Source organism: Flagellimonas maritima, from assembly GCF_003269425.1.
In the GTDB taxonomy this organism is placed as follows: domain Bacteria; phylum Bacteroidota; class Bacteroidia; order Flavobacteriales; family Flavobacteriaceae; genus Flagellimonas; species Flagellimonas maritima.
In genome coordinates this window covers 2,958,785-2,973,813 of the sequence record NZ_CP030104.1, presented here as the reverse complement: position 1 = coordinate 2,973,813, position 15,029 = coordinate 2,958,785, and the positions used below count along the sequence as shown (strand labels likewise).

Sequence of the window (15,029 nt, the reverse complement as noted above, 5' to 3'; positions counted from 1 at the left end):
AATTCTTTAAAAGGTTTTAAAATAAAAAGCCCCGTCTTTAAATGGACGGGGCTTCTAAAATATGCAATAGGAACTGATTATTTTTTAGAATCAGCTTCCATTTTGTCCTTCAACGCTTGCAACTGCGAATTTGCATCGCCAAGAGTAGTCTTAGACTCATCTGCAGCTGCAGCAGCTTTTCTTTTAGCTGTGCTCACATTGCGTTCCTCTTGCTCTCTAAAGATAGCGGTATGACTGGCAACAACTCGTTTAAAGTCTTTATTGAATTCAATAATCTTGAAATCGACCTCTTCACCTTTCCCAAGCTTTTTACCATCTTCCTTCTCCATATGTCTTGAAGGTACGAAACCTACGATATCTTCATTGAAGACCACAGTAGCACCTTTATCTACGATTTCAGAAATTGCCGCTTTGTGCACAGTTCCTTCCGCAAATTCCTTAGCATATTTATCCCAAGGGTTTTCTGTAGTTTGTTTATGGCCAAGACTTAGTTTACGTCCATCTACATCCAATTCCAAGACTTCTACTTCCAAAGTATCTCCAACGGTTACAAATTCTGATGGGTGCTTGATTTTCTTTGTCCAAGAAAGGTCGGAGATGTAAATCAATCCATCGATTCCTTCTTCCATTTCTACGAAAACACCAAAGTTTGTAAAGTTTCTTACAATTCCTTTATGTTTGGAACCTACAGGGTATTTAGATGTAATATCTGTCCATGGATCTGGAGTCAACTGCTTAATGCCCAAGGACATTTTACGATCTTCTCTGTCCAAAGTCAAAACAACTGCTTCAACCTCATCACCTACGCTAACAAAATCCTGAGCAGATCGCAAGTGTGTAGACCATGACATTTCAGAAACGTGAATCAATCCTTCAACACCTTCGGCAACTTCTATAAAGGCACCGTAATCTGCAATAACAACTACTTTACCTTTAACCTTATCACCAATTTTTATTTCATCACCCAAGGCATCCCAAGGATGTTTTTCCAATTGCTTAAGACCCAATTGAATTCTTGATTTGTTATCATCAAAATCAAGAATAACAACATTCATTTTCTGGTCTAGTTCAACCACTTCATTTGGATGGTTGATTCTGCTCCAGGAAAGGTCTGTAATGTGTATTAATCCATCAACACCACCAAGATCAATAAAGACACCGTAAGAGGTAATGTTCTTAACAATACCTTCCAATACTTGGCCTTTTTCCAACTGACCGATGATTTCTTTTTTCTGCTCTTCAATATCAGCTTCAATCAACGCTTTGTGCGAAACAACCACATTTTTGAATTCATGGTTAATCTTAACCACTTTGAATTCCATGGTTTTGCCAACGTACTGATCGTAATCACGGATGGGTTTCACGTCTATTTGAGATCCTGGCAAGAATGCTTCGATTCCAAATACATCAACGATCATACCTCCCTTTGTTCTGCATTTTACAAAACCTTGAACAATTTCTTCTTTGTCATGGGCAGCATTAACTCTGTCCCAGGCCATAATTGTTCTAGCCTTTCTGTGAGACAATACCAGTTGTCCTGTTTTATCCTCACGGATATCTATAAGAACCTCAACTTTGTCCCCAACTTTAAGATCGGGGTTGTAACGGAACTCGTTCAATGAAATAACACCTTCTGACTTTGCATTGATATCAATGATAGCCTCGCGGTCTGTCATGTGAACTACTTGTCCTTCAACCACTTCTTCATCAGCGGTATCCACAAAATTTTCCTCTACAAGTGCTTCAAATTCCTTGAGTTTTGTATCGTCTACGCGCTCAATTCCTTCTTCGTACTTTTCCCAATCAAAATTTTCAAGATACTCTTTAGGGTCTTGTTGGGTTTGAACTTCTTCTTTTACTTCTTGTACTGCTGTTGTAGTTTCTTCTACTTCAACGTTTGTTTTTTCTTCAGCCATGTGCTGATTAAAATTTGTATTCCACGGATTTACAAGAGTTAAACAATTACCGCAGAAGATGTTATTTGTCTTTTATTCCCTTTTTCCTCTTGAATATTTGTTAAAAAGGAGTGCAAAAATACAATTAATTTATTGATTCACAAAGGTTATCATTAGCTGCTACTCTTAAAACAAAGTATTGAAAAAATTTAGTGCCGAAATCTCTGTTTTTACTTATCTTGAAATTTCTAATTATTAACTATTAACTAAGATATATTATGAGTGCAAAAGCAAAATACCAAGCAGTTTTGGATTTAGGCCAACAATTGGGCATAAGGGATGGCGATGTTAGTGAGGATAGCGGCGTTCTTAAAATTAAAGGTGAAGCCAATACCCAATATGAAAAAGATATTATATGGGATAAAATAAAGCAGATAGGCGGTGAAAGACCTTCTGATATCAAGGCCAATATTACGGTTGCCGACGAATCTGTCTATCACAGACACGTTGTAAAAAGTGGGGAGTCTTTGAGCAAGATTGCAAAACACTATTATGGCGATGCCATGAAATACAATAAAATTTTTGATGCAAACACCAATATCCTTAACAATCCTGATGTAATCCATCCTGAGCAGGTTTTGGTGATTCCTAAGATTTAATCTTGATGTTACATCAAGCGCGTTCGAGATAATTTGTATAGATTTTGACTACGCTCGAACTGACATAATTCAGTATAAAAAGACGTCTTTTTTGGCGTCTTTTTTGTTTATGGATATTTTAGGGATAATACATTATAACACCAAAAGGTGCACCCATCCATTCTACACAAATCTTTACTCATAAAATATGAACTTAACATATCTTTGAAATTAATTTATAAAAGAAATATAGCCATGAAGGAAAATCAGAATTTTATACTCTTGATTGTATTTTTTGGATGCTTGTTCTTCAGTTGTAAACAAGATAAAGAAGCAATAAGACTTGCTACCTATACCTATGCGACCAACGATAGAATAGATAATATAGAGCTATTATCAAAAGAATTTGAAAGCAGATTGCAACAGAAAGTTACCATGACTAGCTACCCAGATGTTGAGTCTTTTATTACAGCAATAAAGTCGAATGAAGTAGACATCGCTCTTATCAACACTTTGGGATATTTAATACTTGCATCAAATAACGAACACATGCTTCCTATAGCTAATATGCATATTGAAAAGGATGCTGTTGACAATTATAAAACTGTATTGCTTACCAATAACGATAGTATAAAAAATTATTCGAGAATTAAAGATAGCGCGGATACAATGACCATGATGTTCGTTAAAGAAGGATCTACTTCGGGTAACCTGGTTCCTAGACTTTTTTTGAGTTCAATTGGTGTTCCTTCTCCTGAATCTCAATTTAAAGCAGTGAAATATGGGGGGAACCATACTTCAACATTTGAAAAATTAATAAACGGGGGTGCGGATTTATGTGCCATAGGGAGCAATGAATACTATAAACAAATAAAAGTAGATTCAACACTTAAGGGTAAGGTCGAATTGTTGTGGGTTTCAGATGAAATACCGTTAGGACCTGTACTAGTAAATAAAGAATTTTCCCTAGAAAAACAAGAGATGATTTCCAATATTTTATCTAACCTACATACGGAAAATCCAGATGCTTTTGAAGCAATAAAATCTGGCTGGTCAGAAGCAAAACAAGCTGATAGATTTCAGCTAATTTCAGATGAATATTATAATTCTTTTAGAGAGGTCAATGGAAACAGGACCTATTTGAATGATATATTGAAAATGTTTGAAAATTGAAAAGCGTCCAAGTGCATTTATTTATGACAATGTATAAACAGCTTAAGTACCAATATCTTCAGCGGTATTAGCAAACCAAAGGCACAGCTTTTCAATTCTGCTGTGCTATAACCCTAAGTGTATAATCATGAATACGCCCAAACTGCTCATCCAGCCCCATATCGCTATTATCAAATTCAATGGCATCTTCTGCTTTTCGTAAAGGGGATTCTTCACGTGTAGAGTCTATAAAATCCCTTTTTTGAACATTTTCCAAGACTTCTTCAAAACTTACTTCTTCCCCCCTGTCCAACAATTCCTTATATCTTCTGGTTGCCCGGGTGTTTGGCGAAGCGGTCATAAAAATCTTCAGCTCTGCATCGGGAAAGACGACAGTTCCTATATCCCTGCCATCCATAACGATTCCTTTTTCTTTTCCCATTTGCTGTTGCATATTTACCAACAGCCACCTCACTTCTTTAATTGCTGCGATTTTGCTCACATGCTCGGAAACCATCATTGTTCTAATTTCCTTTTCTACATTTTCACCATTTAGGAACATTTCAGATTTTCCAAGAGTATTGTTCGGAACAAATTTTAAATCAATATTAGGTAATTCCGCGATTAGAGAAGCTATGTCTTCACTATTTCCAATGAACTTGTTGGTAAGGGCATATAATGTGACCGCCCGGTACATGGCACCTGTATCCACATAGACATAATCTAGTGCAGTGGCCAAACGTTTTGCCAAAGTACTCTTCCCTGTAGAGGAATATCCGTCTATAGCTATGGTAATTTTTTGCATTGAATAAAATTACCTAGAAATGACCAGTTATACCAATTGGAGAACTAAAGTTTTTTGGCATTTTTTACCTTTCTGTTTGTAATGGCAATGTCTATTACCTCACTCATATCCGAAACATAGTGGAAAGTAAGCCCCTTTAAATAATCTTCCTTGATTTCTTGAATGTCCCTTCTATTTTCTTCACAAAGGATAATCTCCTTGATTCGAGCACGTTTGGCTGCCAAAATCTTCTCTTTTATTCCCCCAACGGGCAAAACTTTTCCACGCAGTGTAATTTCTCCCGTCATTGCCAGGCTCTTTTTAACCTTTCTTTGAGTAAAAAGTGAAACCAATGACGTGAGCATGGTTATTCCAGCACTAGGACCATCTTTTGGCGTTGCGCCTTCGGGCACGTGAATATGAACATTATAATTATCGAAAACTTCCGGATCAATATTGAAGGTAACCGAATTGGATTTAATGTACTCCATGGCTATCGTAGCGGATTCTTTCATCACCTTGCCCAGGTTTCCTGTAATGTTCAGGTTTCCTTTCCCTTTGGATAAAATCGATTCTATGAATAAGATATCTCCACCAACACTGGTCCATGCTAAGCCCGTAACTACTCCTGCAACATCATTGTTCTCATATTTATCCCGTTCCAATCTTGCCGGACCTAGTATTTTTTCTACGTCTTCATTACTGATCTTAATGTTATAATCATCTTCGATCGCAATATTTTTAGCGGCGTAACGCACCATTTTTGCCAGTTGCTTTTCAAGACTTCGCACCCCGGACTCCCTTGTATATCCCTCTACAATTTTTTCCAGTTGTGGTTTTCCTATTCTCAAATCTTTACTGGAAAGACCATGTTCCTTCAATTGTTTGGGCAATAAATGCTTTTTGGCAATCTCTACCTTTTCTTCAATGGTATATCCCGTTACATTTATGATTTCCATGCGATCGCGCAATGCAGGCTGAATGCTTCCCAAATTATTTGCAGTGGCAATGAACATTACTTTGGAAAGGTCATAACCCATTTCCAAGAAATTGTCATGAAACTCACTATTCTGCTCAGGATCCAAAACTTCCAACATGGCAGAAGAAGGGTCGCCTTGATGGCTGTTGGAAAGCTTATCAATCTCGTCCAATATAAAAACTGGATTGGAAGTACCCGCTTTTTTTAAACTTTGGATGATTCTACCGGGCATGGCACCAATATATGTTTTACGATGTCCCCTTATTTCAGCTTCATCGCGCAAGCCCCCTAGGGACATACGGACATATTCCCTTCCCAATGCTTCGGCAACGGATTTACCCAAAGATGTTTTACCTACCCCTGGAGGTCCGTAAAGACATAGTATTGGTGATTTCATGTCATTCCGAAGTTTCAAAACCGCAAGGTACTCTATGATTCTTCGTTTAACATCTTCAAGACCGTAATGGTCTCGATCCAAAATTCTTTGGGCACGTTTTAAATCGAACTTGTCCTTTGAGTATTCGTTCCAAGGCAAATCTAAAATCAAGTCCAAATAATTACGTTGGATTGAATATTCGGCTACCTGAGGATTCATGCGCTGCATTTTAGCAAGCTCACGCCCAAAATGCTCCTTTACCTTTTTGTTCCATTTTTTCTTTTTCGCTTTAACGCGCATCTCATCCACTTCTTCCTCATAAGAAATACCGCCCAATTCTTCTTGGATAGTCTTCATTTGTTGATGCAAGAAATATTCTCTTTGCTGTTGGTCCATATCGCTGCGAACCTTGGACTGAATATCATTCTTCAATTCCAACTTCTGAAGTTCCATATTCATAAACTTCAAAGTGGTCAGCGCACGCTCTTGTAGGTTGGGAATCTCCAACAGCTTTTGTTTTTCGGCCACGCTCAAGTTAAGATTAGAGGAGACAAAATTGATAAGAAATGAATTGCTCTGTATATTCTTTATAGCAAAAGTTGCTTCACTGGGAATATTGGGATTGTCCTTTATAATTTTAAAGGCCAACTCTTTAATAGAATCGATTATTGCTCCAAATTCCTCGTTCTTTTCATCGGGCCGTTCTTCTGCAGCTTCTTTTACTGTTGCGGTAAAATAAGGCTTCTCCGTTACTATTTCAGCAATTTCAAATCGCTTTTTACCCTGTATTATTACGGTGGTATTGCCATCCGGCATTTGTAGTACTCTTAAGATTCTTGCTACAGTGCCCAATGTATTTATATCCTTTACACCCGGGTTTTCTGTTTCCTCATCTTTTTGGGATACCACACCAATGGTTTTGCTTCCATTATTGGCATCTTTAATCAGATTTATGGATTTATCCCTCCCAGCGGTGATAGGAATTACCACACCGGGAAAAAGCACCGTATTCCGTAAAGGCAGTACAGGCAATGTTTCAGGAAGATCTTCCCTGTTCATTTCTTCTTCGTCTTCCGGTGTCAATAATGGTATTAATTCAGCATCTTCATCCAGACCTTGGAGTGAAATATTGTCAAAAGTTGAAATTTTTATTTCTCCCATAGTATGTATTTCGGTCATTTTGTCACAAAAGACCTATATCTTCAGTTTATAATTAAACCCAATCACCTATAAAGCTCTTTAAATCAAGTACCATAAAGAGGTCTGGGTTCTATTTCACCTGTTTAAGGGCAATTCTTATGCCATTGAAAAATAAAATTTTAGAAAAAAGTGTAACAATTGATAATTTCATCAATCTATAAGACAAACCATTCATTTTTTGAGCCACCAAAATGAACATACTGATGCACTGCTTCAATCTTGTTTAAAAGGAAAACAAAGTGCGCAAATGGAAATTTACAATAGGTACTATAAAGCTATGTACAACATATCTTTTAGAATTGTAAAGAACTCTGCGGAGGCCGAAGATGTAATGCAAGAATCGTTTTTGAACGCGTTTACGAAACTGCATACGTTTAAAGGCGATGTTACCTTTGGAGCTTGGTTAAAGCGAATTGTGATAAACAACAGTATCTATCATTACAAAAAACAAAAGAAGGCCAAAGCCGTGGATTTGGATGAAGTACTGTACAAGGTCGAAGATAATGATGGAGTTTCTTTGAATCACAATGGTTACACTGAACTGAAGGCTCAAAAAGTGATGGAAACCATGAAAAATTTAAAAGATAATTACAGAATTTCTTTGACCTTACATCTAATTGAAGGTTATGATTACGAAGAAATCAGTGAAATAATGAATATAAGCTACGCAAATTGTAGAACTACAGTTTCCAGAGCCAAAGAGAGTCTAAGAAGGAAGTTGAACGCAAATGTTGGATTATGAGCAATGAAAATTTAGAAGAACTGTTTAAAAAGCTCCAAGATAAGTTTGATTTTGAAGAGCCAATAAATGGACACCGGGAGCGGTTTTTGGAAAAATTGAATCAAAGCAATGGAGTCGTTCCAATAAAGAGGAACAAATTCACTTGGTGGAGACCATTGTCAATTGCAGCATCGATTGTATTAATATGTATGATCGGAATACAATTGTTCAATACTGAGCAAAGTGTAAGAAGACAGGTCGTGGAGATTTCGCCAGAAGTTTCAAGAACGGAATCTTATTTTGCCAGTCTTATAGAAGTACAAGTACAACTTCTCAAGAATGAGAAATCTCCGGCCACAGCAAAATTGGTCGATGACACATTGTCGCAGTTGAAGAAACTTGAAAGTGATTACAAAGCTCTTGAAAAAGAGCTATTAAATGGTGGCAACAGCAAACTTATATTGAATGCAATGATTACCAATTTTCAAACTAGAATCGACCTTTTACAGGAAGTATTGACCAGTGTCGAGAATATTAAAAATTTAAAATCTTATAATGATGAAAACATTACTATATAAATATATCCTATTAATATTGGCCATTGTTCCGTTTGCCATAACCGCAGGCACTGGAAAAATGGGTGGAAAGTATTCAAAAGAAAAAACCATTAAAAAAGAGTTCAATGTTAATGCCGATGCTATTTTTAAAGTCAAGAACAGCTACGGAAACCTAAATGTGACCTCATGGAACGAAAATAGAATTGTGATAGAGGTTCACATTAAAACCAATGGCAACAATGAAGAAAAGGTGTTAGAACGTTTACAAGAAATTGATGTGGATTTTGAAGCCACAAACAGTCTAGTTTCTGCCATAACCCGTTTTGGGAACCGAAACAATAGTTGGGGCTGGAAATGGGGAAAGCGAAACAATGTGAACGTGCAGGTGAACTATACGATTAAAGTTCCCGTAAAAAACAACGTAACTCTCAGCAATGATTACGGAAATATTTATCTAGATAGAATTGACGGACATGCCAAAATAAACTGTGATTACGGTAAAATCGATATTGGAGAGCTACGAGGACGAAATAACGAGCTTCGCTTTGATTATACATCGCGTTCTACATTTGAATACATAAATAGTGCCGAAATTATAGCAGATTATTCAGGTTTTACAGTTGAAAAAGCAGGTAATCTTACCATAAGGGCAGATTATACCAATGCCGTAATCAAGGAAATGGAAAATTTGGATTATGCCAGTGATTATGGATCTATTGAAGTAGGCGAAGTCCAAAACGTAAATGGAAACGGAGACTATATCGGTGTAAAATTAGGAAAGGTACATGGGAATGTTTCTGTTACATCAGACTATGGATCGCTTAAAATAAGTGAGGTAGCATCTGATGCGGGAAATATCAATATTAAAACAGATTATACGGGAATAAAGATTGGGTACAGTCCAACATATTATTTCGATTTTGAGATATACGCAGAGTATGCAGGTGTGAGTGGGAAGGATGATTTTGAAATAAGTATAAGTAAAGAAAAGTCAAGCGAAAAATACTATAAGGGATATTACGGAAAGAAAAATTCCGGGAATACCGTGAACATCAACAGCGAATATGGTGGAATAACTTTTTATCAGAATTAATAACAATCAAAAACAACAATTAAAATACAACTATGAAAAAAATAATCACTTTGGGATTGGCGCTATCAATGGTAGCTATTACTAATGCTCAATGGGGCAAAAGAGTTAAAGGAAATGGCAATGTAACAACCATAGAACGTTCCGTAGGAAGTTATGACCAGGTCGCCCTGGCCGGTTGGTTCGATGTTGAGCTTGTGGATGGCAAGGAAGGCGAACTAACACTTAAAGGGGAATCAAACCTATTGGAATATATTAAGACAGAAGTAAAGGATGGCAAATTGGTCATAAAGGTGGAAAAGGGTGTAAACCTTAAACCAACCGATTGGAGAAATGGTATCTATATTACTGTGCCGATAGAAACGATAAATGCAGTAACTCTATCAGGTTCTGGAGATATTGTTGGAAAAACAACTTTAAGGTCGGATAGTTTCAAAACCAGAATTTCCGGTTCAGGTGATATTACACTTTCGATTGAAGCAAAGAGTGTTGAAGCTACCATGTCTGGATCGGGCGATATTAATCTAGATGGAAAAACTGTTGATTTAGAGGTTCAGGTTTCAGGTTCTGGTGATATTAAAGCGTATGGTCTTGAAGCTGATCACGTAAAAGCACAAGTATCAGGTTCAGCAGACATCAAAGTAACCGCCAATCAAAGTATAACTGCCAGGGTCTCTGGTTCGGGTGATATAAGTTATCGTGGAAATCCTGGGAAAATAGATACTAAATCTTCGGGTTCAGGAGATATATCCAAAGATTAATTGAATACGTATTATCAATCAAAAAACAAATCATCATCAATCAAAACTCAAAATCCCGGACTCTAGAGTCCGGGATTTTTATTATTGTACCAATATTTTTCAACAGACATTCTAAGTGGAAAAAAGTATTTATACAATTAGGTAATTTTATTTTGTTTTTCAACCCTTGACAATAAGAGTACCCCAATCAAAAAAAACAATCCCAAAAAAATTGTGCTATCCCGCATACTACCAGTAATTTGTGCAACAGCACCGTAAAGAAAAGTTCCTATTACGATACCTATTTTTTCGGCAACATCATAGAAACTAAAAAACGATGTCGTATCTGTGGTATCTGGTTAAAATTTGGAATAGGTTGAACGAGACAAGGCCTGTATTCCGCCCATGACTACACCCACCAAGCCAGCAGCAATGTAAAAATCCGTTGGCGTCTGAAGGAAATAGGCATATACGCAAAGTAATATCCAGAAAATATTAATAAAGATCAAAGTTTTTATGTTTCCCAAAATCTTAGAAGCATAGGCAGTGGCCGTAGCTCCAAAGATTGCAACTACCTGGATAAGCAAAATACTAATGATCAACCCTGTTGTACGTTCACTATCCGAGCCCCAATTGATTTCTTCTTCTCCAAAATATGTAGCAATCAACATTATAGTCTGCACGGCCATACTATAGATAAAGAAAGCTCCCAAATAACGCTTTAATCGAATTTCGGTTCCTAATTGCCTCCAAACACTTTTTAATTCCCTAAATCCATTTAAAACAATGTTAGTACGTTCTCCTTCTTTTTTGTACCCTTTAGGCAAAATGGTAAATGTATATTGGCTAAAAACTATCCACCAGATTCCTACAGTAATAAATGAATATTTCATCGCTTTTATTTCAGCAACTTCTCCTCCGCTGTCCGATATCCCAAAAATGGCAGGTTGCATGACCATTGCCAGATTGAACAACAAAAGAATCACACTTCCAACGTAACCCAAAGAAAATCCTTTTGCACTTACACGGTCTTGTTGTTCCGGAAATGCAATGTCCGGTAAATACGAGTTGTTGATTGCAAAACTTACCCAAAATCCGACCAGTCCAAAGAAATAACATACCAGCCCAAAATAGATATTTTCCAAGGAAAACCAATACAACCCAATACATGATAGCGCACCCAAATAGCAAAAGAATTTTAGAAAAATTTTCTTGTTTCCCAAATAATCCGCAATTCCCGAAACGAGAGGCGTTATGATTGCTATAAAGACAAAAGCAAGGGAAGTGACATAGCTTATTAAAGGAGCTCTGGCGATTTCACCTCCAAAAAGGGTAACTTTTTCAATTTCAGCAACCCTGAACAATGCTCCATAAAAAATGGGGAAAATAGCAGACGAAATAACCAAGCTGTACACGGAATTGGCCCAATCATAAAATGCCCAAGCATTCAACAACTTTTTATTTCCCTTCATTGCAAGTACTCGTGCCATATTTTTCAAAATAAAAAATGTCACTAACAAATCCTGTTCTAAGGACTTGAAGTGACATTTTGTTTATTTGTGCTCAACTATTTATTCAAAGGATGTTACACCGTACTTTGCTGCTTCTTGTTTTGCAGCAGGGGCCCAAGCTGTTAAATTTCTTATTCTAGTATCGTTGGAAGGGTGAGTGCTCATAAATTCCGGTGGAGCCTGTCCGCCGGATTTAGCTTTCATTCTTCTCCAAAGGTCTGCTGCCTCATCAGGATTATATCCTGCAATGGCCATAATCTGCAATCCAATTCTATCGGCTTCGGTCTCATGGCTTCTACTAAAGGGCAACATAACTCCCAGTGATGAACCAATGCCATAAGCCTGATTGAACATGTTTCGTTTTTGTGGATCTTTAATGGCCACGTTACCTGCAACAGCACCGATTTGCTGTAATGTGCCCGCACTCATTCTTTGAGCTCCATGATCTGCCAAAGCATGTGCAACTTCATGTCCCATTACCACGGCCACGCCTGTTTCTCCTTGACATATGGGTAGAATCCCTGTATAAAAGACAATTTTGCCACCTGGCATACACCATGCATTTACGGTTTCGTCTTTGACCAAATTATATTCCCATTTATAATCTTTTAGGTAGCCAGCATATCCATTGGAGTTCAACCAGCGTTCAGCCGCAGATGATATACGCTGCCCAACATTAGTGATCATTTGTGCTTCTGAAGTGCCTGTTACAACATTGTTCTCTGTTAAGAACTGGTCATATTGGGCAAAAGCCATGGGAAAAATTTGGCTGTTTGGGTAAAAATTAAGTGTGCTTTTTCCTGTAAATGGGTTTGTTTTACATGCAGTAACCATCAAAAAGACTACTGCTATCAGAATAAATTTCTTCATGTTTTGTTCAATATTTATGAAAAAGTAATGTACAAAAAAATTATTTTCCTATGATGTGCAATTCAGTAAAATCTTTGCTGATTTCAATAATATTGTTGCCGTTTAACTTTATATCAGTATTGTTAACAACTTCATTATCCAATTGTACCGTACTTATGGTAAACGGCAGGCCATGAAAAGTAAGCTTGAATTTTTCGTAGGGTGTAGTAAAGTTTCCATCCTTGAACTGTTGTATAATCAATTGATTTTCTTTCCCCCGTAATCTAAACCTCCTTAAACTATAACGACCTTTTTTATAATCGTAACCGTCTTGTTGGTCTTCATAAACACTTGAGTTTTCAACCCCATCTTTATAATAGACATCTATACCTAATTCTTTGATTTCTTTTTCGCCAACATACTGCTGAACAGGATATTTTGGTACCATAGCTCCTTCCCTAACAAACAAAGGGATGGTCTCTATTTCCGCAGCCACCCATTTTTCAACTCCGCCGGAAACCACTTCGTCAGTCCAGTAGTTATACCATTTTCCCTGGGGAAAATACATTCTTCTGCCCTGTGCATTGGGTTCCTGTACCGGACATACCAATAGTTGTTCTCCAAATAAAAACTCGTCTGTCCTAAAATGGGTCTGCGTATCTTTTTGATCGTAGAAAACCAATGATTGCAACATGGGCAGTCCATTTTTAATGTATTTATAGAACATGGTATACAAATATGGTAGCAATTGGTATCTGAGCTCAATATATTTTTTCACGATTTCAGTTATCTCTTCCCCAAAAGACCAAGGTTCTTGATCACCGTGATCACCGCTGGAATGCACCCTACAAAAGGGGTGGAAAATGGCAAGTTGCATCCAGCGTGCAAATAATTCACCATTGGGCTGTTCGGCAAAACCGCCTATATCAGAACCAACAAAAGAATATCCGCTCATGCACATACGTTGCATCTGAACATTGGCAATCCAAAGGTGTTCCCAAGTTGCGACATTGTCACCTGTCCAAGTGGATGCATAACGCTGTGTACCTGAATAAGCAGCACGTGTCAATACAAATGGGCGTTTGGGAAATGTATATTTTTTTATCCCATCGTAAGTTGCCCTTACCATTTGCATTCCATAAACATTATGTGCCTTTCTGTGGCTACACGGATGTCCATCATAATTATGTCTTACATCAAGATTTGCAGTTTTTGAAGGAACTTCCATCACTGCAGGTTCGTTCATATCGTTCCAAACTCCATGGACACCAACATCTGCGATCATTTCTTTATAAAGACCGGCCCACCATTCACGTACCTCAGGATCCGTGAAATCTGGAAATTTACATTCTCCTGGCCATACTTTTCCCTTAAAATGCGGTCCATCTGCACGGCGACAGAAAAACCCATTTTCCATTGCTTGTTGATAAACCCAATACTCCCTATCGATTTTTATTCCTGGGTCTATCATGGTTATGGTCTTAAAACCGTCTTCTTCCAGCTCTTCTATCATTTTCTTTGGATTTGGAAAACGCTGTTCATCCCATGTAAAGCATCGGAAACCATCCATATAATCAATATCCAAATAAATGGCATCACATGGAATCTGAAGCTTTCTGAAGGTCGATGCAATTTCCTTTACCTTGCTTTCAGGAAAATAACTCCATTTGGATTGATGAAAACCTAAGGCCCATAATGGCGGTAATTCTGGAACACCTGTCAAATCGGTATAAGATTCAACAACTTTGCTCATTTCCGGACCATAAAAGAAGTAATAGTTCATCTCTCCCCCATCGGCCCAAAAACTCGTTACGTTTCGTTTTTCATTGGCAAAATCAAAATAGGTACTAAAGGAATTATCAAAGAATACTCCGTAAGCAATATTTTCCTTGAGTCCTACGTAGAAGGGAATGGATTTGTACAAGGGTTCTTGATCTTTACCATAAGCATAAGAATCAGTGACCCAGTTATTTACACGCTTGCCTTTTAAATTTGTATGTGAAGCTTTGTCGCCCATACCATAATAGCTTTCGCCGGAATGACAAATCTTTCCCATTTTAACGATATTGCCACCATATGCATAATTCTCCTCCCAATGAAAACCCAATTCATCTTCCATGATAAGTGCATTTTCCATATCAAAAATATGCACCTTTAGGTTGGACTTATTAATGTATATTTTGATTTTTGAAGTAGTAATGATATACTCCGCAATTTCTTCTATTACTTCGAGTTCGTTATAGCCAAGATTTACATCGTCACTGATCGCATAGGAAAAATCAGGTTCAAAAACATGTTCCGTTGCATATCTAAAACGGATCATGCTATCCCGCAATATGGTCAACTCCAAAATAACCCCGTTGTGGGTCGTAAAATAAAATTTATCGCTTTCGTGCTTAAAATCGACTATATGGTCTGGGTATTGGTTCCCCCTTTTTTCAATTTCTGTGTTGGTGATCATCTTTGCGTGATTGAGTCTAACAAAAGAAAGACATTAACACGAGATATTAAAAAGATGTTTTGAACAACTCAACTAT

At 37.4% G+C, this 15,029-nt stretch carries 11 protein-coding genes and 1 pseudogene; 6 read left to right on the top strand and 6 right to left on the bottom strand.

Features of this window, described 5'->3' with window-relative positions; all coding sequences use genetic code 11:
* Nucleotides 1–77 precede the first annotated feature (77 nt).
* Nucleotides 78–1,916, bottom strand: coding sequence for a 30S ribosomal protein S1 (gene rpsA, locus HME9304_RS13205; RefSeq protein ID WP_112379029.1), 1,839 nt, complete (start codon nt 1,914–1,916; stop codon nt 78–80).
* Between the two features lie 257 nt (nt 1,917–2,173).
* Here rpsA and HME9304_RS13200 point away from each other — a divergent pair, with 257 nt between their 5' ends.
* On the top strand, nt 2,174–2,554 hold the full coding sequence (locus HME9304_RS13200; protein ID WP_112379028.1) for a LysM peptidoglycan-binding domain-containing protein: 381 nt from the start codon (nt 2,174–2,176) through the stop codon (nt 2,552–2,554).
* Nucleotides 2,555–2,788: 234 nt separating this feature from the next.
* Nucleotides 2,789–3,706, top strand: a complete 918-nt coding sequence (locus HME9304_RS13195) for a phosphate/phosphite/phosphonate ABC transporter substrate-binding protein (protein ID WP_112379027.1) — start codon at nt 2,789–2,791, stop codon at nt 3,704–3,706.
* Nucleotides 3,707–3,797: 91 nt separating this feature from the next.
* Here the strand turns inward: HME9304_RS13195 and cmk are convergent, their stop codons facing one another.
* Nucleotides 3,798–4,490, bottom strand: a complete 693-nt coding sequence (cmk, locus tag HME9304_RS13190) for a (d)CMP kinase (protein WP_112379026.1) — start codon at nt 4,488–4,490, stop codon at nt 3,798–3,800.
* 44 nt (nt 4,491–4,534) lie between these two features.
* Nucleotides 4,535–6,985, bottom strand: a complete 2,451-nt coding sequence (lon, locus tag HME9304_RS13185; RefSeq protein WP_112379829.1) for an endopeptidase La — start codon at nt 6,983–6,985, stop codon at nt 4,535–4,537.
* A gap of 217 nt (nt 6,986–7,202) precedes the next feature.
* Here lon and HME9304_RS13180 point away from each other — a divergent pair, with 217 nt between their 5' ends.
* From HME9304_RS13180 to HME9304_RS13165, 4 genes are read left to right on the top strand one after another with little or no spacing between them, the layout of a single operon-like run.
* Complete coding sequence (locus HME9304_RS13180; protein WP_112379025.1) at nt 7,203–7,766, top strand: RNA polymerase sigma factor; 564 nt, start codon at nt 7,203–7,205, stop codon at nt 7,764–7,766.
* Nucleotides 7,763–8,323: a hypothetical protein gene (locus HME9304_RS13175; RefSeq protein ID WP_112379024.1), complete on the top strand. Its 561-nt coding sequence runs from the start codon at nt 7,763–7,765 to the stop codon at nt 8,321–8,323. Before HME9304_RS13180 ends, HME9304_RS13175 begins: the two co-directional genes overlap by 4 nt.
* Entirely contained in the window at nt 8,304–9,395 is a 1,092-nt protein-coding gene (locus HME9304_RS13170) for a hypothetical protein (protein WP_112379023.1), read from the top strand. The genes HME9304_RS13175 and HME9304_RS13170 overlap by 20 nt, the downstream gene beginning before the upstream one ends.
* A gap of 32 nt (nt 9,396–9,427) precedes the next feature.
* Nucleotides 9,428–10,153: a head GIN domain-containing protein gene (locus HME9304_RS13165; RefSeq protein WP_112379022.1), complete on the top strand. Its 726-nt coding sequence runs from the start codon at nt 9,428–9,430 to the stop codon at nt 10,151–10,153.
* A gap of 137 nt (nt 10,154–10,290) precedes the next feature.
* Here the strand turns inward: HME9304_RS13165 and HME9304_RS13160 are convergent.
* The 3 genes and pseudogenes from HME9304_RS13160 to HME9304_RS13150 form a co-directional block, all read right to left on the bottom strand.
* Nucleotides 10,291–11,622 (bottom strand): annotated as a pseudogene (locus HME9304_RS13160) (MFS transporter).
* An 81-nt stretch (nt 11,623–11,703) separates the two neighbouring features.
* Nucleotides 11,704–12,513: a M48 family metallopeptidase gene (locus tag HME9304_RS13155; protein WP_112379021.1), complete on the bottom strand. Its 810-nt coding sequence runs from the start codon at nt 12,511–12,513 to the stop codon at nt 11,704–11,706.
* Between the two features lie 40 nt (nt 12,514–12,553).
* A complete protein-coding gene (locus tag HME9304_RS13150; protein WP_112379020.1) occupies nt 12,554–14,953 on the bottom strand; it encodes a glycoside hydrolase family 31 protein in 2,400 nt (799 codons plus the stop codon).
* Nucleotides 14,954–15,029: the final 76 nt, after the last annotated feature.

Excerpts from the sequence above, each read along its gene's own strand:
- rpsA (WP_112379029.1), bottom strand. The coding sequence starts at position 1,916 with ATGGCTGAAGAAAAAACAAACGTTGAAGTAGAAGAAACTACAACAGCA.
- HME9304_RS13200 (WP_112379028.1), top strand. The coding sequence starts at position 2,174 with ATGAGTGCAAAAGCAAAATACCAAGCAGTTTTGGATTTAGGCCAACAA.
- HME9304_RS13195 (WP_112379027.1), top strand. The coding sequence starts at position 2,789 with ATGAAGGAAAATCAGAATTTTATACTCTTGATTGTATTTTTTGGATGC.
- cmk (WP_112379026.1), bottom strand. The coding sequence starts at position 4,490 with ATGCAAAAAATTACCATAGCTATAGACGGATATTCCTCTACAGGGAAG.
- lon (WP_112379829.1), bottom strand. The coding sequence starts at position 6,985 with ATGGGAGAAATAAAAATTTCAACTTTTGACAATATTTCACTCCAAGGT.
- HME9304_RS13175 (WP_112379024.1), top strand. The coding sequence starts at position 7,763 with ATGAGCAATGAAAATTTAGAAGAACTGTTTAAAAAGCTCCAAGATAAG.
- HME9304_RS13170 (WP_112379023.1), top strand. The coding sequence starts at position 8,304 with ATGAAAACATTACTATATAAATATATCCTATTAATATTGGCCATTGTT.
- HME9304_RS13165 (WP_112379022.1), top strand. The coding sequence starts at position 9,428 with ATGAAAAAAATAATCACTTTGGGATTGGCGCTATCAATGGTAGCTATT.
- HME9304_RS13155 (WP_112379021.1), bottom strand. The coding sequence starts at position 12,513 with ATGAAGAAATTTATTCTGATAGCAGTAGTCTTTTTGATGGTTACTGCA.
- HME9304_RS13150 (WP_112379020.1), bottom strand. The coding sequence starts at position 14,953 with ATGATCACCAACACAGAAATTGAAAAAAGGGGGAACCAATACCCAGAC.